General features: G+C 64.7%; 22 protein-coding genes. 8 read left to right on the forward strand and 14 right to left on the reverse strand.

Annotated elements, in window-relative coordinates:
* The first annotated feature begins 60 nt into the window (after positions 1 to 60).
* Genes DW352_RS20990 through DW352_RS21015 form a run of 6 tightly spaced genes read left to right on the forward strand, consistent with a single transcriptional unit; the run spans position 61 to position 5,434 of the window.
* Entirely contained in the window at positions 61 to 1,512 is a 1,452-nt protein-coding gene (locus DW352_RS20990) for an NAD-dependent succinate-semialdehyde dehydrogenase (RefSeq protein WP_115693158.1), read from the forward strand.
* Positions 1,513 to 1,561: 49 nt separating this feature from the next.
* Entirely contained in the window at positions 1,562 to 1,933 is a 372-nt protein-coding gene (locus tag DW352_RS20995; RefSeq protein WP_210209870.1) for a lipocalin-like domain-containing protein, read from the forward strand.
* Between the two features lie 13 nt (positions 1,934 to 1,946).
* The gene (locus DW352_RS21000; protein WP_115693160.1) at positions 1,947 to 3,311 is read left to right on the forward strand and encodes a dihydrolipoamide acetyltransferase family protein; all 1,365 of its coding nucleotides are present in this window, start codon (positions 1,947 to 1,949) and stop codon (positions 3,309 to 3,311) included.
* Between the two features lie 12 nt (positions 3,312 to 3,323).
* Positions 3,324 to 4,301 carry a 2-hydroxyacid dehydrogenase gene (locus tag DW352_RS21005; RefSeq protein WP_115693161.1) on the forward strand — a complete coding sequence of 326 codons (978 nt, stop codon included), beginning with the start codon at positions 3,324 to 3,326 and terminating at the stop codon, positions 4,299 to 4,301.
* A gap of 4 nt (positions 4,302 to 4,305) precedes the next feature.
* Complete coding sequence (locus DW352_RS21010) at positions 4,306 to 4,746, forward strand: AprI/Inh family metalloprotease inhibitor (protein ID WP_115693162.1); 441 nt, start codon at positions 4,306 to 4,308, stop codon at positions 4,744 to 4,746.
* Positions 4,747 to 4,750: 4 nt separating this feature from the next.
* The gene (locus DW352_RS21015) at positions 4,751 to 5,434 is read left to right on the forward strand and encodes an AprI/Inh family metalloprotease inhibitor (RefSeq protein ID WP_115693163.1); all 684 of its coding nucleotides are present in this window, start codon (positions 4,751 to 4,753) and stop codon (positions 5,432 to 5,434) included.
* A gap of 4 nt (positions 5,435 to 5,438) precedes the next feature.
* Here the strand turns inward: DW352_RS21015 and DW352_RS21020 are convergent, their stop codons facing one another.
* Positions 5,439 to 6,395 carry an AraC family transcriptional regulator gene (locus DW352_RS21020; RefSeq protein ID WP_115693164.1) on the reverse strand — a complete coding sequence of 319 codons (957 nt, stop codon included), beginning with the start codon at positions 6,393 to 6,395 and terminating at the stop codon, positions 5,439 to 5,441.
* A 169-nt stretch (positions 6,396 to 6,564) separates the two neighbouring features.
* Here DW352_RS21020 and DW352_RS21025 point away from each other — a divergent pair, with 169 nt between their 5' ends.
* On the forward strand, positions 6,565 to 7,395 hold the full coding sequence (locus tag DW352_RS21025) for a class I SAM-dependent methyltransferase (protein ID WP_115693165.1): 831 nt from the start codon (positions 6,565 to 6,567) through the stop codon (positions 7,393 to 7,395).
* A gap of 37 nt (positions 7,396 to 7,432) precedes the next feature.
* On the opposite strand, the gene radC is transcribed toward DW352_RS21025, so the two are convergent.
* The 6 genes from radC to DW352_RS21055 form a co-directional block, all read right to left on the reverse strand.
* Positions 7,433 to 8,155 carry a RadC family protein gene (gene radC, locus DW352_RS21030; protein ID WP_115694534.1) on the reverse strand — a complete coding sequence of 241 codons (723 nt, stop codon included), beginning with the start codon at positions 8,153 to 8,155 and terminating at the stop codon, positions 7,433 to 7,435.
* 60 nt (positions 8,156 to 8,215) lie between these two features.
* The gene (gene map / locus DW352_RS21035; protein ID WP_115693166.1) at positions 8,216 to 9,052 is read right to left on the reverse strand and encodes a type I methionyl aminopeptidase; all 837 of its coding nucleotides are present in this window, start codon (positions 9,050 to 9,052) and stop codon (positions 8,216 to 8,218) included.
* Positions 9,053 to 9,117: 65 nt separating this feature from the next.
* Positions 9,118 to 10,098, reverse strand: coding sequence for a D-erythronate dehydrogenase (denD, locus tag DW352_RS21040; RefSeq protein WP_115693167.1), 981 nt, complete (start codon positions 10,096 to 10,098; stop codon positions 9,118 to 9,120).
* An 18-nt stretch (positions 10,099 to 10,116) separates the two neighbouring features.
* Positions 10,117 to 11,361, reverse strand: coding sequence for an MFS transporter (locus DW352_RS21045; protein WP_115693168.1), 1,245 nt, complete (start codon positions 11,359 to 11,361; stop codon positions 10,117 to 10,119).
* 121 nt (positions 11,362 to 11,482) lie between these two features.
* The gene (locus tag DW352_RS21050; protein ID WP_245434207.1) at positions 11,483 to 12,196 is read right to left on the reverse strand and encodes a GNAT family N-acetyltransferase; all 714 of its coding nucleotides are present in this window, start codon (positions 12,194 to 12,196) and stop codon (positions 11,483 to 11,485) included.
* A complete protein-coding gene (locus DW352_RS21055) occupies positions 12,193 to 13,041 on the reverse strand; it encodes an isocitrate lyase/PEP mutase family protein (protein ID WP_115693169.1) in 849 nt (282 codons plus the stop codon). The genes DW352_RS21050 and DW352_RS21055 overlap by 4 nt, the downstream gene beginning before the upstream one ends.
* 275 nt (positions 13,042 to 13,316) lie before the next feature.
* Here DW352_RS21055 and DW352_RS21060 point away from each other — a divergent pair, with 275 nt between their 5' ends.
* Positions 13,317 to 14,498, forward strand: coding sequence for a pyridoxal phosphate-dependent aminotransferase (locus DW352_RS21060; RefSeq protein WP_115694536.1), 1,182 nt, complete (start codon positions 13,317 to 13,319; stop codon positions 14,496 to 14,498).
* Between the two features lie 3 nt (positions 14,499 to 14,501).
* Here DW352_RS21060 and DW352_RS21065 read toward each other — a convergent pair whose 3' ends face one another.
* Genes DW352_RS21065 through cpaB form a run of 7 tightly spaced genes read right to left on the reverse strand, consistent with a single transcriptional unit; the run spans position 14,502 to position 22,318 of the window.
* A complete protein-coding gene (locus DW352_RS21065) occupies positions 14,502 to 15,476 on the reverse strand; it encodes a type II secretion system F family protein (protein ID WP_115693170.1) in 975 nt (324 codons plus the stop codon).
* Positions 15,477 to 15,487: 11 nt separating this feature from the next.
* Positions 15,488 to 16,456 (reverse strand): type II secretion system F family protein, encoded by a 969-nt coding sequence (locus tag DW352_RS21070; protein WP_115693171.1) that lies wholly within the window; start codon positions 16,454 to 16,456, stop codon positions 15,488 to 15,490.
* 3 nt (positions 16,457 to 16,459) lie between these two features.
* On the reverse strand, positions 16,460 to 17,998 hold the full coding sequence (locus tag DW352_RS21075) for a TadA family conjugal transfer-associated ATPase (RefSeq protein WP_115693172.1): 1,539 nt from the start codon (positions 17,996 to 17,998) through the stop codon (positions 16,460 to 16,462).
* Positions 17,999 to 18,014: 16 nt separating this feature from the next.
* On the reverse strand, positions 18,015 to 19,304 hold the full coding sequence (locus DW352_RS21080) for a CpaE/TadZ family protein (RefSeq protein WP_245434208.1): 1,290 nt from the start codon (positions 19,302 to 19,304) through the stop codon (positions 18,015 to 18,017).
* Positions 19,301 to 20,041: a CpaD family pilus assembly protein gene (locus DW352_RS21085; protein ID WP_115693173.1), complete on the reverse strand. Its 741-nt coding sequence runs from the start codon at positions 20,039 to 20,041 to the stop codon at positions 19,301 to 19,303. Before DW352_RS21085 ends, DW352_RS21080 begins: the two co-directional genes overlap by 4 nt.
* A 16-nt stretch (positions 20,042 to 20,057) precedes the next feature.
* Complete coding sequence (locus tag DW352_RS21090; RefSeq protein ID WP_115693174.1) at positions 20,058 to 21,500, reverse strand: type II and III secretion system protein family protein; 1,443 nt, start codon at positions 21,498 to 21,500, stop codon at positions 20,058 to 20,060.
* Positions 21,501 to 21,523: 23 nt separating this feature from the next.
* Positions 21,524 to 22,318, reverse strand: coding sequence for a Flp pilus assembly protein CpaB (gene cpaB, locus DW352_RS21095; protein WP_115693175.1), 795 nt, complete (start codon positions 22,316 to 22,318; stop codon positions 21,524 to 21,526).
* Positions 22,319 to 22,419 lie beyond the last annotated feature (101 nt).

A 22,419-nucleotide genomic window follows, 5' to 3' on the forward strand; every position in this document is an offset into this window, starting at 1 on the left:
GTTTTCGATGGTGGGTTACGCGCCTTCGGCGCTAACCCACCCTACGACTGGAGTAGGGTCATGTACGAAAATCTCCTCGCCAACGTCCCGACCGACCTGTGGATCGGCGGCAAATGGCGCAAGGCGTCCGATGGCGGCCGCTTCGATGTCACCGATCCGGCGACGGAGAAGACCATCGCCTCCGTGGCGAGCGCGACGGTCGATGACGCCATTGCCGCGGTGGATGCCGCGCAGGCGGCGTTCGAAGGCTGGGCCGGGCGCAAGCCACGCGAGCGTGCCGAGATTCTGCGCAAAGCGTTCGACCTCATCATGCGCGACGCCGAGCGCTTTGCGAAACTGATCACGCTGGAGAACGGCAAGGCGTTGTCCGACTCTCGGGGTGAGGTCGCTTATGCCGCCGAGTTCTTCCGCTGGTATGCGGAGGAGGCGGTGCGCAACATCGGCCAGATCTCGATGGCGCCGGCCTCCGGCGCGCGCATCGTCGCCCAGCACAAGCCCGCGGGCGTCGCCGTTTTGGTGACGCCGTGGAATTTCCCGGCGGCCATGGCGACGCGCAAGATCGGTCCCGCGCTCGCCGCCGGCTGCCCGGTGGTGCTCAAACCTGCCTCCGACACGCCGCTCACCATGCTGGCGCTGATGCCGGCGCTGGAAGAAGCCGGCGTGCCGCCCGGCGTCGTCAACGTCATACCCTCGCGCTCCTCGGGCAAGGTCGTCTCGGCCATGCTGCATGACCCGCGCGTGCGCGTCGTCTCCTTCACCGGTTCGACCGAAGTTGGGCGCAAGCTGCTGCACGAGGCAGCCGACAACATCGTCAAGCCGGCGATGGAGTTAGGGGGCAACGCGCCCTTCCTCGTGTTCGAGGACGCCGACATCGACGCGGCGATCGAGGGCGCCATGATTGCGAAAATGAGGAACATGGGCGAGGCCTGCACGGCGGCGAACCGTTTCTACGTGCATGAGAAGGTGCACGACGAGTTCGCCAAGAAGCTCACCGCCAAGATGTCCGGTCTGAAGATGGGCAACGGCCTCGATGACGGCGTCGCGCTCGGGCCGCTGGTGAACAAGGAAGGCCGCGACAAGGTGATCGAGCTGGTCGACGATGCGGTGGCCAAGGGCGGCAAGGTGCTGACCGGCGGCAAGACGCCCGATGGCCCAGGCTTTTTCTATCCGGCGACCGTCGTCACCAACGTGCCGAGCGACGCCAAGATGTTCAACGAGGAAATCTTCGGTCCGGTTGCCGCGATCCAGACCTTCAAGACCGAGGATGAGGCGATTAAGCGCGCCAATTCGACCGAATACGGTCTCGTCGCGTATCTCTACACCAAGGATCTGTCGCGCGGCATGCGTGTGTCGGAGAAGCTCGACTTCGGCATGATCGGCCTCAACCGTGGTCTCGTCTCAGATCCGGCGGCGCCGTTCGGCGGCACCAAGCAGTCCGGCCTGGGGCGCGAAGGCGCCGCGGAGGGCATGAAAGAGTTTCTCGAGACGCAATACGTTTCAGTGACGTGGTGAGTGGTCCGGTACCATGAGTGCGGCAGGGGGCGGAATCCGCGAGAGGCTGGTGGGCGCTTGGCGCTACGTCGGTACGCGGCTCAATGGCGAGAACGTCAATCGCGGTGCGAGCCCGAAGGGCATGATCTATTACGGCCCCGCCGGCGAGATGTCGGTGCAAATTGCGCCTGACGTCGCGCGCCCGCGGGCAGGCAGCGTCATGACTCCGGACGAAGCCTTCGACGCGCTCAAGGATTACATCGCTTATTTCGGCACCTATTCGATCGACGAGGCGGCCGGCACGGTGACGCATCACCGCGAGGCCAGCATCCAGCCGGGCGATTCCGGCGACTTCGTCCGTCGCGTTGAGTTCACTGGCGACCGTCTGGTGCTGCGGCCGCCCAATTCGACAATGGAAGTCACTTGGCAACGCATCAAGTGACACGAGGGAAGAGATGGACGTCCTGATGCCGCAGCTCGGCGAGACCGTCGCCGAAGGCAAGATCGTGAAGTGGTTCAAGTCGGCCGGCGACGCCGTGAAGCCGGGCGAAAACCTGTTCGAGATCGAAACCGACAAGACTTCGATGGAAGTGCCGGCAACGTTTGCCGGTACGTTGACCGACATTCATTTTCAGGTCGGCGACGTCGCCAAGGTCGGCGCCGTGGTGGCGGTGATCGCAGGCGAGGGCGGGGCGCAAGCGGCGCCGCAACCGAGTGCGCCCGCGAGTCCCGCGACAGCGCAACAACCTCCGCTCACCGCCGCGCAAGCGGGGGTCCAGAGCCCAAAGGTACAGCCTCAGAAAGAACTGGGTCCCCGCTTACGCGGGGACGAACGGAGTGCAGATAGCTTCGCCTATCCGCACATGGACCCCTGGCGGGAGGTACGCACGCCGGAGCACAATTTCGGTGCGGCCCGCATCGGCGGCGTCTCGGTCACGCCGCTGGCGCGGCGACTGGCCGGCGAGCGCGGCATCGATCTTGCGTCGATCAAAGGTTCGGGTCCGCGTGGCCGCATCGTCGCCGCCGACGTCGAAAAGGCGCAAGGGCCGGTGCGTGGCGCGGCCTTTGCCACAGGGGCGAGCGCGGCGCAGGTCAAGGCGCTGTTCGACGGCATCGCTTACGAAGAAGTGCCGCTCGACGGCATGCGTGCGACCATTGCGCGGCGGCTGGTCGAAGCGAAGCAAACCGTTCCGCACTTCTATCTCACGGCCGATATCGAGATCGGCCGTTTGATGGCGGCGCGTGAGGAGGCGAACGCCGCGGCTCCGAAAGGCGCCGACGGCGAGCCGCTGTTCAAGCTCTCGCTCAACGACTTCGTCATCAAGGCCTGGGCGGTTGCGCTGACCCGCGTGCCGGCCGCCAATGCGGTCTGGGCGGAGGATCGCATCCTGCGCTTCACGCATGCCGACATCGGCGTGGCGGTGGCGCTCGACGGCGGCCTGATCACGCCGGTGCTGCACAATGCCGACACCAAGTCGATTTCCGCTTTGTCCGCTGAGATGCGCGATCTCGCCGGACGCGCCCGCAACAAGAAGCTGAAGCCGAACGAATACCAAGGTGGCGCGTCCGCCATCTCCAATCTCGGCATGTACGGCGTGCGTGAGTTCGCCGCCATCATCAATCCGCCGCATGCCACCATTCTGGCCGTCGGTGCCGCCCGGCGCGCGCCGGTCGAAACCGCCGACGGCGGCGTCAAGTTCGTCAGTCAGATGACGGTCACGCTATCCTGCGACCATCGCGTGGTCGACGGCGCGCTCGGCGCCGAATTGCTCGCGGCGTTCAAATCCCTTATCGAAACTCCGGTCACATTCCTGATCTGACGGAGAGATAAAATGTCGAGCGGAAAGCCCGATGTCCTGCTGGTCGGCAATCGTAAGCCGACCCTCGTCAAAGGGCTCGAGGGCGCGGTCAATCTGCACGTCCTGTTCGATCATCCCGATCGGGAAGCATTCCTCAAATCGATAGGCGGAAGCGTTCGAGCGATCGCGGTTGCCTATACTGCCGATAAGGTCGACGGCGCTTTCATGCAGCGCTTCCCGAAGCTCGAGCAGATTTCGAGCTTCGGCGTCGGCTATGATCATATCGACGCCAAGTGGGCGGGGCAGCACGGCATCGTCGTCACCAACACGCCCGATGTGCTCAACGAGGAAGTGGCCGATACGGCGCTGGGTCTCCTGCTCTGCACCGTGCGCGAATTCCCGCAGGCGGACCGTTACCTGCGCGCCGGCAAGTGGCCGTCCGGCGGCTATCCGCTGTCGAAGGCGACGTTGCGCGACCGAACGGTCGGCATCGTCGGCATGGGCCGCATCGGCAAGGCAATCGCGCGCCGCCTCGAGGCCTTCGGCGTGCCGGTCGTCTATCACAGCCGCAATCCGCAGCCGGGCGTGAGCTACAAGTACTATCCCAAGCTCGTCGACATGGCGCGCGAGGTCGACACGCTGATGGTGATCGTGCCGGGTGGGGCGGCGACGCAGAACCTGATCAATGCCGAGGTGCTCAAGGCGCTCGGCCCGCGCGGCATCGTCATCAATATGGCGCGCGGCTCGGTGGTCGACGAGAAGGCCTTGATCGAGGCGTTGAAGAATCGCACCATCTTCTCCGCCGGTCTCGATGTCTTTGTGAACGAGCCGCACGTGCCGCAGGAGCTGATCGAGATGGATCACGTGGTGCTGTTGCCGCATCTCGGCTCGGCCAGCGAGGCGACGCGGCAGGCCATGGACCAGCTCGTGGTCGACAACCTCCTCGCCTGGGTCGCCGGCAAGCCGCCGCTGACGCCGGTGCCGGAAACACCTTATCCGCCGAAAAGGTAAGATCATGCGCCGTGGCTGGCTGCTCATTTTAATGGCAGCGGCCATGGCCGCGCCGGCGCAGGCCTACGACTTCGCGCCGGCGAAGCCGATGGACACCGCGTCGGTCGACCCCGCGATGCTGGCGGACGTCTATGGCGCTTATGAAATCCGCGACAAAAGCGGCAAGAAGCGCTGTCGCATCAATTTGATGAAAGATTTCGGCATCGGCGGCTATCAGATCGAGGTTGCGCCCGGATGCGCAAAGGCCTTTCCGGTGATGGGCGACATCGCTGCCTGGCGCCTGCTGGAAAGCTGGACCATCGATCTGGTAGATGCTTTACGCAAGACGCGCGTGCGCTTTGAGACGCCGGACGATCGCTACGTTGCGTTCGGCGACGAGACGGACATCGCCGGCATGCATGAGCTCGTGAAGGTTCAAGAGCGGCCGGCCCAGAGGAAGAAGTAGCCCCATGCGGCTCGCCCGCATTATTGCTTGCGTATTCGTTGCGGCGGCCGCTCCGGTCGCGGCGCAGACGCCGCCGACGCTCGGCGAGACCGCCAAAGCCATGGTCGGAAGCTGGGAATTCTCCAACGCCGATCGGGACAAGGTCTGCACCGTCACCTTCAAATCCGACCGCAATGCCGTCGGCTTCAAGGTGGAGTTCAACGCCGGTTGCGCCGGCCTATTTCCACTGGTTGGCGATGTTGCCGGCTGGACGTTTCCCGAAAACGATCTGTTGCGCCTGCTCGATGCGCAGGGCCGCGCCCTCGCGGAATTCAGCGAGGTCGAGGACGGCATCTACGAAGCGCCGACGCCCGGCGTCGGCGTGCTGTTCATCCAAAGCGCGAGCACGGCGGCGCCGGCGAAGACACCGCAGCAAATCGCCGGCAACTGGAATGTGATGCAAGGTGAGAAGACGCTGTGCTCGCTTACGCTCGCGCCGACGGCGGTGAAGGATGCCTTCGCGCTGACGGTGAAGCCGGGCTGCGACGGCGGCATCGCCGGCCAGAACTTCACGCAGTGGCGGCTCGACCGCGAGGAACTGCTGCTCGTGCCGTCGCGCGGCGAGCCCTGGCGCTTCGAAGAGATCGAGCCGAATACCTGGCGCCGCTTGCCGGAAAGCGTCGATGCGCTCACCCTCGTCAAGCAATGACGTCCTATGCGGTCTGGCTGTCGCGCCAGCGCATCGGCGATAGGCCGAATTCGCGTTTGAAGGCGCGGCTGAACGCCTCCTCGGATTCGTAGCCGACCGAGTGCGCAAGTTGCGCGATCGTCATGCGAGTCTCGGACAAGGAGAGCTTGGCCGTCTGAAGACGCCACGTCGTGAGATACCGAATCGGCGGCATTCCGACGAGGGTCGTGAACCGATCCACGAACGCGCTGCGTGAGAGCGCGGCTTCTTTGGCGAGGGCTTCCGCGGTCCAGGGCACATGCACATCCCTGTGCATGAGCGCCAAAGTGCGGCCGATCTGGGGGTCGGCCGCGCCTTTCAGCCATCCTGCCTCATGATCGCCGAGCGTCGCCGCGTATTTCCGCACGGATTCGACGAGCAGAGATTCCGACAGACGCGACATGATGCTCGACGTGGCGAATCGTCCTTTTCTCAATTCGTCCGCTGCGAAGCGCACCGAAGCCTCGACCCAATCCCGCGACGTGCCTTGCTGCACATCGAGGGTCAACATCCTCGGCAATGACGCGATGAGCGGGTTGTGAAGCTCGGTGCTCGCCAGATAGCCGCAAATGATATGGGCCGGTTCGCCGCCGCCTCCGTGCATGATGTGAGGCAGGCCGCCGGCCGCATTTGATTGTACCAGGGCGCGCGCGCTCGTAGACGAAAGGTCGGGTGCGCTGCAGAGCGTATGCGGATCGTTGCGCGGCAGCAGAATGACTTCGCCGGCGCGCACGCGGATCGGACTCTCATCGTCGACGACGACGAACAGACTGCCGTCCACGACAAAGTGGTAGGCGATGATCTGAACAGGCGGCGTCGACATGAACTGGCAATCTTCCGCCTCGAGCTTGGCGAGCACGCTCCAGGGCGCCGTGAAGTGCGATTCGAGAAAGACGCCACCCGTCAAGCGCACGGAGCGCAGCACTTCCGAAAGCGGATCCATGGTCGTGCCTGCAAAAAATATCTGGACGAATAATCAGATGATCCGGTCGCGCGGTCATTCGGTCCGTCGATGGCCCCTCGTATATAGCGCGCCGCGATGATGGCCGCCAAATCGCAGCCGTGTTGCGACCCGAAACCATTGTTGAATCATACGATTCAAGGGAGAGACCATGCTCGATACAGCCAAGGCTGCGGCTCCGTCCGCGCCGGACTACACCGCCATCAAGCAGAAACAGCAGGCCATGTGGGCCTGCGGGAACTATGCCGTGGTCGGCACGACCTTGCAGCTCGTCGGCGAGCGCCTCTGCGAGGCCGTCGACTTGCGCGCCGGCGAGAAAGTGCTCGACGTCGCTGCCGGCAACGGCAATGCGACGTTGGCGGCGGCCCGCCATTTCGCCCTCGTCACTTCGACCGATTATGTCAGCGCATTGCTCGATGTCGGTAAGGCGCGGGCCGCGGCGGAGCATCTTGCGGTCAATTTCCGCGAGGCCGATGCGGAAGCGCTGCCATTCGCCGATGGCAGCTTCGATCTGGCGCTGTCGACGTTCGGCGTGATGTTCACGCCGGATCAGGAGAAGGCGGCGGGAGAGATGTCACGGGTGGTCCGCAAAGGCGGCCGCATCGGGCTTGCGAACTGGACGCCGAAAGGGTTCATCGGTCAGATCTTCAAGACCATCGGCAAGCACGTGCCGCCGCCTGCCGGCGTCAAATCGCCGGCGCTGTGGGGTACCGAGGCGCGCCTCGCCGAACTGTTTCCCCATCATCAACTGACGGCGACAAGGAAGGTCTTTCACTTCCGCTACAAGTCGGCACATCATTGGCTCGATATCTTCAAGACCTATTACGGTCCCGCCAATCGTGCTTTTGCAGCGCTCGATGCGGCGAAACAGGCTGCGTTGCAGACGGATATCCTCGACCTGCTCAACAGTCTGAATCGCGGTGGCAAGGATACGCTCATCGTGCCGAGCGAGTATCTCGAAGCGGTGCTGGTGAAGCCGTGACGTCCTGCGCGGCGCGCTCCCGGCGGGGCGCGCCGCGTCAGATCAACCGCAGCCCCTTCAAGCTCGCGTGTCCGTCCTTGCCCACGATGATGTGGTCGTGCACGTCGATGCCCAGCGGCTTGGCGATCTCGATGATCGCTTGCGTCATCTGGATATCGGCGCGGGATGGCGTCGGATCGCCGGACGGGTGATTGTGCACGAGGATCAGCGCGGTGGCCGACAGCTCCAGGGCACGCTTGACCACTTCGCGCGGATAGACCGGCGTGTGGTCGACCGTGCCCGTTTGTTGCAGTTCGTCGGCGATGAGTTGATTGCGCTTGTCGAGGAAGAGCACGCGGAATTGCTCCTTCTCGGCGAAAGCCTGCGCCGTGCGGCAATAGTCGATCACGCTCGACCAGGATGACAGCACCGGGCGCTTCTGCACCTGGCCGCGCGCGATGCGGCTGGCTGCGGCGTGTACGATCTTGAGCTCGTCCACCGCGGCGTCGCCGATGCCTTTGGTCTCCTTGAGCCGCGCGCGCGGCGCGGCGACCACTTCCGGGAACGAGCCGAACTTGGCGATCAATTGCTTGGCCAGCGGTTTGATGTCCCGCTGCGGGATGGCGCGAAAGAGCACCAGCTCGAGCAGCTCGTAGTCGCTCACCGCGTCGGGTCCGGCGTCGCGGAAGCGGGCGCGCAGTCGCTCGCGATGGCCGTGATAATGGGGAGCGGATTCGGCGAGGCCGGTCGCGTGTTCCGCCTTGTCCTGATTGTCGGTCATGAACCAAGTGCCCACCCGCGCCGCCCGCGGCCGCGCGAGTGTAGTTCATGATTTTGCAATCTACGAGAGAGGTTTTGTCTTGTAGGGCGGCTTGTCCTGGCCGGCCGGCGAGAAGGTGAAAACCTCGACTCCGCTTTCGGTCACGCCCACGGAGTGTTCGAATTGGGCCGACAGCGAGCGGTCGCGGGTGACCGCGGTCCAGCCGTCCGACAGCACCTTCACGTGCGGGCGGCCGAGATTGATCATCGGCTCGACCGTGAACAGCATGCCGGGCTTGAGCACGATGCCTTCGCCCGGGCGGCCCACATGCACGATGTTCGGTTCGTCGTGGAACAGCCGGCCGAGGCCGTGGCCGCAGAAGTCGCGCACCACGCTCATATGCTGGGCTTCGACAAAGGTCTGGATGGCGTGGCCAATGTCGCCGGTGGTGGCGCCCGGCTTGATGACGGCGATGCCGCGCATCATGGCCTCATGCGTCACCTCGATCAGGCGCTCCGCCCGGCGCGGGATTTCGCCGACCGGATACATGCGGCTCGAGTCGCCGTACCAGCCGTCCAGGATGAAGGTCACGTCGATGTTGACGATGTCGCCTTCTTTCAGCGGCTTTTCGTTGGGAATGCCGTGGCAGACGACGTGGTTGATCGAGGTGCAGGTCGACTTGCGGTACCCACGGTAGAGCAGGGTCGCCGGCAGGGCGCCGTGGTCCATCGCGAAATCGTAGACGAGCTGGTTGATGCGCTCGGTCGGCACCCCCGGCGCGACATGCTCCGCGAGCATGTCGAGGCAGCGGGCCGTCAGTTGTCCGGCCTTGCGCATGCCTTCGAAGGCGGCAGGGCCGTAGATCTTGATCTGTCCGGTCTTGCGGGAGGGGGCGACGGCGGCATCGATGTAGGTCATGTCCGCAATCTAAGGATTACGGCCGGGGGCGGCAAGTTTCGCTTTCTCCACCTCTCCGCCGCCGTTTACGCAATCTTCCCGCCCAGTTCGTCCTCGATGTGGGCGCGAATGATATCGTCGAAGCTGTTCTCGACGGTAAAACCCAGTTCGGCCGCCCGGCGGGCATCGAAACGGCTGGGCCAGCCGGCGACGATCCGGCTCACCAGCTCGTCCGGCGCGCGCTTGATGCGGGCGGCAACCTTGTCGCCGGCGATGCGGCGCAGCGCCGCGATCTGCTCGCCCACCGTGCAGCAGACCCCCGGCATGGTCAGGTTGACCCGGTCTCCGAGCTTGGCGCGGGAGAGGCCGGCCGCGTGGGTGAGGAAGCCGACCGCCGAGCGCGGGCTTGCGTGCCAATGGAGCACGCTGTCTTCGACCGGCAAGACCGCCTCTTGGCCGGCCAGCGGCTCACGGATGATGCCGGAGAAGAAGCCGGAGGCGGCCTTGTTGGGCTTGCCGGGGCGGACGACGATGGAGGGGAGGCGGATGCCGACGCCCTCCACGAAGCCACGCCGGGTGTAGTCGGCAAGCAGCAGCTCGCAGATCGCCTTTTGCGTGCCGTAGGATGTAAGCGGGGTGAGATGGAACTCGTCGCCGATCGCGTCGGGAAAGGGGGCGCCGAAGACCGCGATGGAGGAACTGAAAACGAATTTCGGCTTATAGCCGTCGCCGGTCTTGCGCACGGCGTCGAGCAGCGCACGGGTACCGTCGAGATTGACCCGGTAGCCCTTCTCGAAATCGGTCTCCGCCTCGCCCGACACCACGCCGGCGAGGTGGAAAATCGCGTCCGGCCGCTCGGAGACGGCTTTTTCGGCGACGCCTGGGTCGGCGAGGTCCGCCGCGCGCGTCTTGACGTGGTCGGAAAAGCCCGCCGGCCGTGCGGGGGGCACGACGTCGATCAGCGTCAGCTTTTCGATCGGTTGCGTATTGAGCGAACGGTCGGTGATGAGCCGCTCGGTGAGCTTGCGGCCGATCATGCCGGCGGCGCCGGTGATCAGGACGTGCATTTCGACGCCTCCCGGAGTTTAGGCGCTCTTCTTCTCGTCCGCCGAGGGATAGCGGTCGATGCGGCGCAGGTCCGGGAATAATAGCATCCATAATGCCGCCGCCAGCAAGGAGCCGATGCCGCCGATCAGCACCGAGGGGACGGTGCCGAGCCAGGCGGCGACCACGCCGGATTCGAACTCGCCGAGGGTGTTCGAGGACGACACGAACAGCGAGTTGATGGCGCTGACCCGGCCGCGCTTCTCGTCGGGCGTCTCGAGCTGCACCAGCGTGAAGCGGATCACCACGCTGACGGCATCGGATGCACCGAGCACGACCAGCGCCGCGAGCGAGAGCAGGAACGAGGTCGATAGCGCAAAGACGACGGTCGCCAGGCCGAAGATCGCCACGACGGCGAACATGCATTTTCCCACGCGGCGCTCGATGGGGTGATTGGACAGAACGATCGTGGTGACGAGTGCGCCGACGGCCGGCGCGGAGCGCAGCAGGCCGAGCCCCTCCGGGCCCACCGCGAGGATATCGCGCGCGAATATCGGCAGGAGCGCCGTGGCGCCGCCGAGCAGGACGACGGCGACATCGAGGGTGATGACGCCAAGCAGCCGGGAGCGTTCGCGGATATAGGAAAAGCCCGCGAATACCGAGGCGAAGGTGGGCGGCTCGCGCGGCGCGGGCGGCCGCTCAAGACGCACCAGCGTGACGCAGACGATCGCGCCGGCGAAAAATACAAAGCAGACGCAGCCGACGGCGAGCGGCGAGATCGCGTAGATCAGCCCGCCAAGCGCCGGCCCGCAGATCGTTGCGACCTGATTGGCGGAGGTCCAGGAGGCGACCGCGCGGGCGAGCAACGGGGTTGGCACCAGCGCCGGGACAGTCGCGTGGGCGGTTGGCAGTTCGAAGGCGCGGCCGCAGCCCATCAGCAGCACCGCGACGAACAGCAGGTCGCGGCTCAGCGTGTGCGTCAGCAGGGCGATCGCGATAACGACGGCCGTGACTGCGTAAAGGCATTGTGCGCCGCGGATGATCAGCCGGCGATCGTAACGGTCGGCGGCATGGCCGATCAGTAGCGTGAGCACGACCGCCGGGACAAACTGGATCAGTCCGACCAGACCGAGATCGAAAGCGCTGTTGGTGAGTTCATAAAGCTGCCAGCCGATCAGCAGCGTCAGCATCTGATAGCCGACGGTCGAGGCGACCCGCGACAGCCAGAACAGCACGAAAGAGCGCTGTCGGATCAGGCGGGAGCTGGCGAAAGAGTCGGTGGTCATCGACGTCGTTGGTCCGGTATGCCGGAAACGGCCCCCGGGAAAGGAGATGGATGGCGCGCTTGTAGCGGGATTCCTGTGCCGCGCCTATCGGTGGCGGCGCCGGTATGGCCGGTATGAATTTTCAGGCGGCGCCGTTCAGGGACGTGAGGGATTCGACCTGCCTTCCGTCAACAAAGTTTTCCAGTCGCAGCCAGCGCTCGAAGGCGGATCTGCGTGCCGGCCACTCGCTGTCGAGCATGGAAAACCAGGCATTGTCGCGGTTGTGGCCTTTGGCGATGAGATGCTGGCGGAAGGTGCCCTCGTAGGTGAAGCCGTAGCGCAAGGCGGCACGTCGCGACGCCGCGTTCAGCGCATTGCATTTCCATTCGTAACGGCGATAGCCGAGCGTCTCGAAGGCATAGCGTGCGAGCAGATACTGCGCCTCGGTGCCGAGCGGCGTGCGTTGCAAGGCCGGCGAATAGAGCACGTGGCCGACCTCGATGACGCGCATCTCCGGCCGGATCTCCATCAGTGTGAAGTAGCCGACGGGCTGACCGGTGCGGTCGACGATCGCGTAGGCATAAGGATCGGCTGCCGCCGCGCGCATGACGATGAACGGCGTGAATGCGTCCTCACTGTCGAACGGCCCGTCGGTCGAAATGTAAGTCCACACTTCCGGATGACCGGCGAAGACTTGCCACAGGCCGGATGCGTGCTCCGGCGTCAGCTTTTCAATGCGCCCGAAGCGTCCTTGGAGCACCACGGGGCCAGGGCGCTGCGCCGGCGTGCTGTCGACCGGCAAGCCGATCGGCTGGCCGGTCCGCGGGTGGATGTCGTGCGCCAGAGGTTCGGTCACGTTCTCGTTCGCTTGGGCAGGTCGTCGCGGAAAAAGGTGTTCAGCTCGGCGTGCGGCACCGTGCCTTTGAAGCTGTCGAAGGTGCCTTTCTCCGCGATCTCTTTGGCCGCGTTGATGAAGGCGGTCCACGCCACGCGCGCCATGGTCGAGCCAACGCTGATCCGGCGCACGCCCATCGCGGCGATCTCGTCGACCGTGAAGCCGAGCGCCGCCGGCATCAGCAGGTTGATCGGCTTCGGCGCAACGGCCTTGACCACCGCCTCGATCTGCTCGCGCGTACGGATGCCCGGTGCATAGAGCACGTCGGCGCCGGCATCGCTGTAGGCTTTCAGGCGCTCGATGGCGAAGGCGAGGTCGGGCTTGGCAACCAGAAAGGTCTCGCACCGGCCGGTCAGCAGCACGCCGCTGCCGGTCTTGTCGATCGCTGAGCGCGCGGCGCGCATGCGCGCGACCGCCTGGTCGAGATCGTAAAGCGGCTTGGCGGCATCGCCCGTCGCATCTTCGATCGAGAGGCCGGCGACGCCGGTCTCGACGCACAATCGCACGTTCTCGGCAACGCCCTGCGGGTCGTGCGCGAAGCCGCCTTCGTAGTCGGCGTTCACGGGCAAGTCGCTCGCGGCCACGATCTCGGCGATGTGTGCGAGAACCATATCGCGGCTGACCGCGCCGTCGGCCATTCCCAAAGCGAAGGCGAAGCCGGCGCTGGTCGAGGCCAGCGCCTTGAAGCCGAGATGCTGCAGATAGCGCGTGCTGCCCACGTCCCAGGGATTGGGAATGACGAAGCAGCCGCTTTCATGCAGCTTGCGGAAAGCGTTGCGTTTGTCGCTGACGGACGGAGCAGCCATGGCGTTCTCCCGGCAGATGTTCGAACGACGGTGCCACGGCCGGCACGAAAAGGACAATGCCATTCGCTGATGCAATCATCAGCGTTGTTTAACTGTGCGATAGGTCCGTGCTCGTAGCAGCGACGAGCCGTGGCCAATGCCAACCCCGGGCCTTGGCCGAGAAGAGGTGGACCGGCCTGCGCGCATTCGCGCGGGCGCCGATGCTGGCTTGATGAGTCCGAAGGTGCTGGTTAAAGTTCAATAATTTCAATAGCTTTATGGTGCGGAGTGTCGACATGCTGAAAACGGTCGCGGCTTTCGATCGTATCGGAGAGGAGAATGCCTTCGCCGTGCTGGCACGCGCCAATGCGCTGGCCGCGCAGGGTCGCGACGTCATCAGCCTCGGCATCGGCCAGCCCGACTTCCGCACGCCGGATTTCATCGTCGAGGCTGCGATCAAGGCGCTGCGCGACGGCCATCATGGCTACACAGCCGCGAACGGCATTCCAGCGCTGCGCGAGGCCGTCGCCGCGGACCTGCACAAGCGCTTCAAGGTGGAGGTCTCGCCGGATAGCGTGATGATCATGCCCGGCGGCAAGCCGACCATGTTCATGTCGATCCTGATGTTAGGCGAGCCCGGCGCGGAGATCATGTATCCCGATCCCGGCTTTCCGATCTATCGCTCGATGATCGAGTTCACCGGCGCGACACCGGTGCCGGTGCCGATCCGCGAGGAGAACGGCTTTGCTTTTTCGGCCGAAGAAACGTTGAAGCTGATCACGCCGAAGACGCGGCTGCTCATCATCAATTCGCCGGCCAATCCGACCGGCGGCGTTACGCCAAAGAGCGAGATCGACAAATTGGTCGCCGGACTCGAGAAGTGGCCGGACGTTGCCGTCATGTCGGACGAGATCTACGACCACATGGTCTATGACGGCGAGAAGCACGTGTGCCTGTTGTCGTATCCGTCGATCCGCGATCGGCTGATCCTGCTCAATGGCTGGTCGAAGACCTATGCAATGACGGGTTGGCGGCTCGGCTACGCGGTGTGGCCTGGCAAGCTGTACGATTATGCGCGCAAGCTGTCGGTCAATCTGCATTCCTGTGTCAACGCTTCCGCTCAGTATGCCGGTCTTGCCGCGCTCACCGGCCCGCAGGACGAAGTGGACAAGATGGTCGCGGAGTTCGACCGGCGGCGGAAAGTCGTGGTCGAGGGCTTGAACAAGCTGCCCGGCGTCTCTTGCGTCGTGCCGAAAGGCGCCTTCTACGCCTTCCCCAACATCAAGGCGACGGGCTGGAAGGCCAAGGAGCTGGCCAACACGCTGCTCAACGAAACCGGTGTCGTCACCATCGGCGGTCCGGACTTCGGCATTCTCGGTGAAGGCTATCTGCGGCTGTCTTATGCCAACTCGACCGAGAACATCCTGAAGGCACTCGGCCGCATGGGCGACTTCCTCGCCAGCCGCAAGGCAGCGTAACGCCTACTGCACTGCCATCATCTTGATCGCGGCGGGGCCGAGAATGACGATGAACAGCACCGGCAGGAAGAACAGGATCATCGGCACCGTCAGCTTGGGCGGCAGGCCGGCGGCCTTCTTCTCGGCTTCCGCCATGCGCATGTCGCGGTTTTCCTGCGCCATGACGCGCAGCATCTGCGCGAGCGGCGTGCCGTAGCGTTCGGCCTGCTGCAAGGCCATGCACACCGATTTTACGCCGTCGAGGTCCGTACGCTTGGCGAGGTTCTCATAAGCCTGCCGGCGATCCGGCAGGTACGACAGTTCGGCGTTCGTAAGCGTCAGTTCCTCGGCCAGCGCCACCGACTGCGTGCCCACTTCCTCGCTCACCTTTTTCAACGCCGCTTCGATCGACATGCCGGACTCGACGCAGATCAGCAGCAGATCGAGCGTGTCCGGGAAAGCGCGTTTGATCGAGGTCTGCCGCTTTTGAATCTGACTCTTGAGGATCATCAGCGGCAGATGCATGCCGAGGTAGGCCGCGCCGATGCAGATGCCGATCTTGATGGTGGTCGGCTGGTCGAACTTGACCACGACGAAAAGGTAGAAGGCGGCGAACAGAAGCGCGGCGACGGGAGTCACCATGCGGAAGAAGAGATACGTGACGTAAGGCGCCTGGCCGCGGTAGCCGGCCTGCACCAGCTTGAGCCGTGCCTCTTCCTGCCCGACCCATTTGCTCAGGTTGAAACGGTCGACGACCGCCTGGATGTACTGCTTGGGCGACTGCCGGAGGCTAACGCGCTGCCGCTCCTGCGCCATGCGTTCGCGTTCGCGTGCGCGGATCTTCTCGCGCTCGACCGCCACCGCTTTCATGCGCTTGCCGAGCGGATCGGAGAACACGAGAGGCATCGCCAAGGTCAATACCGTCGCGGCCGCGGCGATGGCGGCAAACACCATCGTCAGCGTCTGGGTATTGATCGAGTCGATCAAGAAATTGAGCATTGCCCGTGTTCTTAGAAGTCGAAGTTGATCATCTTGCGCATCACCAGCACGCCCATCATCATCCATCCTGCCGACCCGGCCAGCATCAAATGTCCGAGCGGTTCGGTGAACAGCAGGCTGATGTAGCCGGGGCTGGAGAGGTAAACGAGCGTCATCACGGCGATCGGCAGCGAGCCGATGATGGCGGCGGAGGCCTTGGCCTCCTGCGACATCGCCTTGATCTTGGCCTTCATCTTCTTGCGGTCGCGCAACACCCGCGACAGGTTGCCGAGCGCTTCCGACAAGTTGCCGCCGGCCTTTTGTTGGATGGCGACGACGATGCCGAAGAAGTTCGCCTCCGGCAGCGGCGTGCGTTCGTAGAGCTTGGCGCAGGCCTCGCCGAGCGGCATGCCGATCGCCTGCGTCTCCACGATCACGCGGAATTCGGATTTCAGCGGCTCGGGTGCTTCGACGGTGATCATCTTGATGCAGTCGAGCAGCGGCAGGCCGGCTTTCACACCACGCACGATGATGTCGACCGCGTCGGGGAAGGCCTCGAGAAACTTGGCCTCGCGGCGCTTCTTGAGGAACGACAACAGCCAGCGCGGCAGGCCGAATGCGCCGGCGAAGCCGATGGCGATGGCCGGTACCAGTCCGGGGCCCAGCATCAAGCCGAGCATGAACATGACAAAGCCGACGCCGGCCGAGATGAGTATGAACTGTTGCTTCGTCCAGCTCAGCCCGGCCTGGTTGATCCGGATGTTGAGCGGGGGGCTCTTGTGCTTTTTCTGACGCTCTTCGAATTCCTTGAGCGTAGCCTCGACGGCGTCGCGGCGTGATCGCGTCGCGCCCCGCGAGACGCGGGTCGTCGGCGCGGCCTTGGCGACGGTCTCCATCCGCTTCTCGGCTTTGCGCTCGCCGGAGAGGATCGGATACAGGAATACCCAGGCGATGCCGCCGACGCTCAGCGCTGCGAGAAAGAAGATGCCGAGCGAGCCCATGGCTTAACCCCGCATTTCCTCGTTGGCCGCTTCCGCCGCGTCGAGCGCGGCGGCGAGCCGGCCTTCCTCGCCATAGTAGCGGGCGCGATCCCAGAAGCGCGGCCGGCCGATGCCGGTGGCGCGATGGCGGCCGATGATGTTGCCCTTCGCGTCCTCGCCGATCATGTCGTAGACGAACAGGTCCTGGGTGATGATCACGTCGCCCTCCATGCCCATCACTTCGGTGATGTGCGTGATGCGTCGTGAGCCGTCGCGCAGGCGCGCGGCCTGGATGACGACGTCGACCGAGGCAACGATCATCTCGCGGATGGTGCGCGAAGGCAGCGTGAAGCCGCCCATGGTGATCATGGATTCGAGACGCGACAGCGCTTCGCGCGGGTTGTTGGCGTGCAGCGTGCCCATCGAGCCGTCGTGGCCGGTGTTCATGGCCTGCAACAGGTCGAATGCCTCGGGTCCGCGGACTTCGCCGACGATGATGCGTTCCGGGCGCATACGCAAACAGTTGCGCACCAGGTCGCGCATGGTGACCTGGCCTTCGCCTTCGAGGTTCGGTGGACGCGTTTCTAGGCGCACCACATGCGGCTGCTGCAGCTGAAGTTCGGCCGCGTCTTCGCAGGTGATGATTCGTTCGTCGTCGTCGATGAACTGCGTGAGGCAGTTCAGCAGCGTGGTTTTGCCCGAACCGGTGCCGCCGGACACCAGCGTGTTGACGCGGCTGCGGCCGACGATGCGCAGGATCTCGGCACCCTGCGGCGTGATGGTGCCGAATTTGACGAGCTGATCGAGGGTCAGCTTGTCCTTCTTGAATTTACGAATGGTGAGCGCCGGCCCATCGATCGCGAGCGGCGGCACGATGGCGTTGACGCGGGAGCCGTCGGGCAAGCGCGCGTCGCATATCGGCGAGCTCTCGTCGACGCGGCGGCCGATCTGGCTGACGATACGTTGGCAGATGTTCAGAAGCTGTTGGTTGTCGCGGAAGCGGATTCCGGTCTTCTGAATTTTACCGGCGACTTCGATGTAGACCGTGCCGGAGCCGTTGACCATGATGTCGGCGATGTCGTCGCGCGACAACAAGGGCTCGAGCGGGCCGAAGCCGAGCACGTCGTTGCAGATGTCGTCCAGCAGATCTTCCTGCTCCGAGATCGACATCACGATATTCTTGATCGCGATGATCTCGTTGACGATGTCGCGGATTTCCTCGCGCGCGGAATCGGCGTCGAGGCGCGCGAGCTGGGCGAGGTCGATGGCCTCGATCAGCGCGCCGAAGATCGTGCTCTTGGTTTCGTAATAGGCCTCGGAGCGGCGGGTATCGATCGCCTTCGGCACCATGTTGACGGAAGACGGCGCGCGCGTCGGCGACGGCGCGGACACCAGCGGCGCGCCGAGGCCGTCGGAGGGGAACGGTGTGCGGCCGGTATCGACCGGCGCCTGCGGCGCGGGTTTTGGCGGTTCAGGCGCGGGCGATGCGAACGCAGGCGAGGGCGTCCGCGGCGCGGGCGCCGGGTCGCGGGCTTCGGAGGTTGCGCTACGCTTACCGAACACGACTGACCTCGAACTCCTAACTCGATCGCTTGATGAGCTTCGACAGAAGCGGCGAGAACAGGCTGCGCGACCGTTTGGCCTCGGCGCGGCCCGTCAGCGTTTGCGCGAGCTGGCGGAACATGTCCGCGGTTTTGTGGCCCGAGGACACTTCCGCGATCATCTGGCCGTTGTTGGCGGCTGTTCCGAACAGTTGCGGCTCGAACGGGATGACGGCGAGCGGTTGATCTTCCAGTGCCTTGGCGAAGTCGGCGGGCGTGATCTCCGGACGCTTGGGCACCCCGACTTGGTTGAGACAGTAATGCGGACGATGGTCGTTCGGCCGCGCGGCGCGCAGAAGATCGACCATGTTCTTGGCGTTGCGCAGATTGGCGAGATCGGGCGCCGCCACCACCAGGATGTCGTCGGCGCCGGTGAGCAGCCGCCGCGTCCAACCGGTCCACTGATGCGGCACGTCCAGCACGACGCAGGGAATCGAGCCGCGCAACGAATCGAGAATGGCGTCGAAAGCTTCGGTGCCGAAATCGTAGACGCGGTCGAGCGTCGCCGGCGCCGCCAACAGACTCAGATGCTCGTCGCACTTCGACAGCAGGCGGTCGACGAAAGCGGTGTCGACGCGATCCGGCGAGAATACAGCATCGGCGATGCCCTGCGGCGGATCCTGATTGTAATCGAGGCCGGCCGTGCCGAAGGCCAGGTCGAGATCGGTAACGACGGAATCGAGTGAGAGATCGCGGCCGATCGACCAGGCGATGTTATGCGCGATCGTCGACGCGCCGACGCCGCCTTTGGCGCCGACCACGGCGATGATGCGCCCGACCGGCTTGGCGTCGGGCGAGGAGAACAGACCGCACACCGAACGCACCACGTCGAGCGTGCCGACCGGCGCAATGAGATAGTCGCTGACCCCGCGGCGCGTGAGCTCGCGATAGAGCGTGACGTCATTGATGGTGCCGACCACGATCACCCGCGTGCCGGCGTCGCAGACTTCCGCCAACTGGTCGAGGCCGTGCAGGATATCGTCGGCGCGGCTGCCCGCTTCGATGAGAATGACGTTCGGCGTCGGCGACGAGCGATAGGCTTCGACGGCGGCTTTGATCCCGCCCATCTGGATCTTCACATGCGCTTTGGCGAGACGCCGGTCCTCGCCGGCGGCCTGCGCGGCGGCGGCGGTCTCCACCGTCTCGCAGAACGCCTGCAAGGATACGCGCGGGGCCGGCGCGATATGCTCGTCCGCGCCGGAACCATCCGGCGCGAGCGGCACGTTTTCAGCCTGTGGAACGGCGACTTGGTAAGCGTGCTTGATCATTTTCCGAGATCGCTGATCTTGCCTTTGTCGTAACCGTCGTAAGAACCGGAGGGATTGTCGCCCTTACGGTACTTGTCGAGCACGATCGAACGGCGGCCCGCATAGGGCGGACTTTCGCCGCGCGGTTGAACGAGGTCGGCCGGATTGTCGACCATGGCCGCGAGATTGCGCTGCGTCGCGCAGCCGAGGTTCCAATAAGGACGGTTGTCGAAGTCCTTGGAATCGATCGAGGGGCCGAGATCGGCCGGCCACTTCCCGCATGGCCCGGCTTCGGCCGTCAGCTTCGAATAGTTGAGCTTGATGCTGGCGAGGCTCGCCGGTAGCGGCTTGTATTTGCGGACATAGACCGCGTTACGCGGCACGCCGGAAGCGGCAAGAATCGAGTGCACTTCGCGCATCGAGTCCGCCACGGCGCGGTCGATACCGCCGCCTTGCGGCACGTCGACGATGATGCCGCTCATCGCTTCGCGGCGCCATTGCTGAGCGAACGACAATACATCGGCGCTTTGCGAGGGCGTGAGCCCGCCGCGGTTGCGGCCGACGAACACCTCGACGGTGCGCTCGCGCTCCTTGAGCGTGATCGGATGACGATCGCGATAGTCGGTCGGATAGACAGGCTCCGCGACCTTCTGCGTCTGATAGCAGCCGGCCAGCATCGCGGCGAGGCCGGCGGCCGCGACGATGCGCAGGGCCGTCCGGGTGTGCCGTTGCACGATGGCCGTGTGAAGTGCAGTCATTGGTCGTGTCCCCAGCTCAATCGAGGATGAATCCGTATTTGCCGCGGTAGTCTCCAGCCGGCTTGACGTCGGCCTTGCCGTTGGCGCCGTAGATGCGATTAAGCCGCCCCAGCAGCACTGCCTGCGGATCGCTCGGATCGGCGTAGCCGTCGTCCGGACGCGAGAGTTGCTTCTGCGCGACGGCGCGCACGACATAGGGCGTGACCAGCACCATCAGCTCGCTTTGGCGATTCACGTAATCGCGGCTCTTGAACAAGGTGCCGAGGATCGGCAGTTGCATCAGGCCCGGGATGCCGTTGATCTGCTGCTTCGTCTGTTCCTGGATCATGCCCGCCATCGCGAGCGAGCCGCCGGACGGGATTTCGACGACGGTCTCGGCGCGGCGGGTGCGGATCGATGGCACGGTCAGGGTCGATTGCGAGCCGGTGATCTGCAGTGTCATGGCGTTGTCGGTCGACAGATCCGACACCTCGGTCATGACCTTGAGGCTGATGCGCCCTTCGGACATGACGACGGGCGTGAACATCAGGCTGACGCCGAATTTCTTGAAGTCGATCTGCGGTTGGCAGACGGGCGGCGACTTGGTGGTGTCGCAAGACAAGCCGCTGGGGATCGGGAACTCGCCGCCCGCCATGAAGGTCGCGGTTTCGCCGGAGATCGCCGTCAGGTTCGGTTCCGCCAAGGTGCGGATGACGCCGGCGCGCTCCATGGCGCGCAGCGTCGCGTTGACGTTCTTGACCGACCCGGTGAGGTAGTTGTCGGCAAGCGCCTGGCCGCTGGCCGAGAACGGATTGGTGTTGTTGAAGTTCACCACCGACGTGCCGTAGTTGAAGCTGCCGGACAGGTCGATGCCGAGTTGCTTGATGACGTCGCGCTGCACTTCGGCGACCGTCACCTTGAGCATGATTTGATCGCGGCCGCGGACGGAGATGCCGTTGACGACCTTGGTGCCGTCGCCGACCAGCCGCGAGGCCATCTCGTAAGCCTGCTGCGATTCCGCCGGCGTCGAGGCGCTGCCGGACAGCATGACCGCATCCTTGCCGACGCCCTCGATGCGGAGATCGGCATCCGGCATCATCTGCTTGAGCGCCGCGCGCACGCCGTTGAGGTCGCGCGTGACGGCGATGTCGAAGCCGGCGATCTGCCGGCCGTCGGCATCGAAGAAGAAGATGTTGGTCTGACCGACCTCGACGCCGATGATGTAGACGCGGCGCGATGTGCGCACGACCGCATTGGCGATCTTCGGATTGGCAACCAGCACGTCCTTGATGTCGCGCGGCACGTCGATGGCGACCGACTTGCCGATGCCGAGCGGCACGAAGCGCGACGTGGCTTCGCTTGCCGCCACTTGAATCACCTGCAGCGGCTGATCGGCGGCGCGCGCCGGTGCGCCCGCCAGCAATCCCGTGAAGATCAAGCCGGCCAGGATCGGCGTGCGGATCGAGAACTTGTTGGCCATGTGCCTGGTGATCCCTCGAGCGCTCATCGCGATGTCGTGCTTTTGCTGATGCCGAAGCGAACGACGTTGACGCTGCCGCGGTTGTTCGCTTCCTCGTCGGGCTTCGGCGCGTCGCCGGCCGCGTCGGTGATGCTGCGCAAGGCGAGCGACAGCGTGCCCATCTGCTGGCCCAGCGCCAGTGTTTCGGCCTGGCCGGGCGCGAGCTCCAGCGTCGCGGTCTTGCCGACCACGACCTTCTGGCCGTTCTTGTCCTCGAGCGTCTGATCGATGGCGAGAACGCGGATGTTGTTGAGGATGGTCTCGCTCGTCTGCTGTTCGCCGGCACCCGGACGGTCGGCGTCGCGGTTGCGGCGCGTCAGGATCACATCGACGCGGTCATTCGGCAGGATAAAGCCACCCGCGCCGGTCTCGGGCGAGATCTGCGTCGACACCGCCCGCATGCCCGAGGGCAGGATCGCGGCCATGAAGCCGGAACCCTTGGCGTTCACGAGCTTTGCTTCGCGGATCGGCTCGCCGGCGACGAATGGCGCGCGCGCGATCTGTCCCGCGAGATTTTCGATCGCGGCCGGGCGATCGCTCTTGCGGATGAAGTTGCCGCCGGTCGTGCCGGCCGGCCAAGCCTGCCATTCGACATCGCCGGGAGAAAGCGTCTGCCCCATCGAGATGTCGGATTTGGCGACGAGAACTTCGGTGCTGGGAGCCTGCGCGACAGGTGCGGGCTTGACCTCCGGAGTCTTCTCCGAGCGGCCCGCCAGCAGCGCGGCAATGCCGCCCGCTCCGAGGGCGACGGCCAGGACTACGACTCGCGCGGCTTTCATACGCTAACTCTCACCGTGACAAAGCGGCGCGTAACGCCGCGTAAACCACAACGCGACCGACAGGGCCGCTCGCAGAGGATTTGAGCAGCTAAAGGTCAAGG

Origin of the sequence: Pseudolabrys taiwanensis (assembly GCF_003367395.1) — a bacterium.
GTDB lineage: Bacteria > Pseudomonadota > Alphaproteobacteria > Rhizobiales > Xanthobacteraceae > Pseudolabrys > Pseudolabrys taiwanensis.

What these genes read in the sequence shown, in the direction of transcription:
- DW352_RS20990 (WP_115693158.1), top strand. Translation starts at nt 61, where the DNA reads ATGTACGAAAATCTCCTCGCCAACGTCCCGACCGACCTGTGGATCGGC.
- DW352_RS21000 (WP_115693160.1), top strand. Translation starts at nt 1,947, where the DNA reads ATGGACGTCCTGATGCCGCAGCTCGGCGAGACCGTCGCCGAAGGCAAG.
- DW352_RS21005 (WP_115693161.1), top strand. Translation starts at nt 3,324, where the DNA reads ATGTCGAGCGGAAAGCCCGATGTCCTGCTGGTCGGCAATCGTAAGCCG.
- DW352_RS21010 (WP_115693162.1), top strand. Translation starts at nt 4,306, where the DNA reads ATGCGCCGTGGCTGGCTGCTCATTTTAATGGCAGCGGCCATGGCCGCG.
- DW352_RS21015 (WP_115693163.1), top strand. Translation starts at nt 4,751, where the DNA reads ATGCGGCTCGCCCGCATTATTGCTTGCGTATTCGTTGCGGCGGCCGCT.
- DW352_RS21020 (WP_115693164.1), bottom strand. Translation starts at nt 6,395, where the DNA reads ATGGATCCGCTTTCGGAAGTGCTGCGCTCCGTGCGCTTGACGGGTGGC.
- DW352_RS21025 (WP_115693165.1), top strand. Translation starts at nt 6,565, where the DNA reads ATGCTCGATACAGCCAAGGCTGCGGCTCCGTCCGCGCCGGACTACACC.
- radC (WP_115694534.1), bottom strand. Translation starts at nt 8,155, where the DNA reads ATGACCGACAATCAGGACAAGGCGGAACACGCGACCGGCCTCGCCGAA.
- map (WP_115693166.1), bottom strand. Translation starts at nt 9,052, where the DNA reads ATGACCTACATCGATGCCGCCGTCGCCCCCTCCCGCAAGACCGGACAG.
- denD (WP_115693167.1), bottom strand. Translation starts at nt 10,098, where the DNA reads ATGCACGTCCTGATCACCGGCGCCGCCGGCATGATCGGCCGCAAGCTC.
- DW352_RS21045 (WP_115693168.1), bottom strand. Translation starts at nt 11,361, where the DNA reads ATGACCACCGACTCTTTCGCCAGCTCCCGCCTGATCCGACAGCGCTCT.
- DW352_RS21055 (WP_115693169.1), bottom strand. Translation starts at nt 13,041, where the DNA reads ATGGCTGCTCCGTCCGTCAGCGACAAACGCAACGCTTTCCGCAAGCTG.
- DW352_RS21060 (WP_115694536.1), top strand. Translation starts at nt 13,317, where the DNA reads ATGCTGAAAACGGTCGCGGCTTTCGATCGTATCGGAGAGGAGAATGCC.
- DW352_RS21065 (WP_115693170.1), bottom strand. Translation starts at nt 15,476, where the DNA reads ATGCTCAATTTCTTGATCGACTCGATCAATACCCAGACGCTGACGATG.
- DW352_RS21070 (WP_115693171.1), bottom strand. Translation starts at nt 16,456, where the DNA reads ATGGGCTCGCTCGGCATCTTCTTTCTCGCAGCGCTGAGCGTCGGCGGC.
- DW352_RS21080 (WP_245434208.1), bottom strand. Translation starts at nt 19,304, where the DNA reads ATGATCAAGCACGCTTACCAAGTCGCCGTTCCACAGGCTGAAAACGTG.
- DW352_RS21085 (WP_115693173.1), bottom strand. Translation starts at nt 20,041, where the DNA reads ATGACTGCACTTCACACGGCCATCGTGCAACGGCACACCCGGACGGCC.
- DW352_RS21090 (WP_115693174.1), bottom strand. Translation starts at nt 21,500, where the DNA reads ATGGCCAACAAGTTCTCGATCCGCACGCCGATCCTGGCCGGCTTGATC.
- cpaB (WP_115693175.1), bottom strand. Translation starts at nt 22,318, where the DNA reads ATGAAAGCCGCGCGAGTCGTAGTCCTGGCCGTCGCCCTCGGAGCGGGC.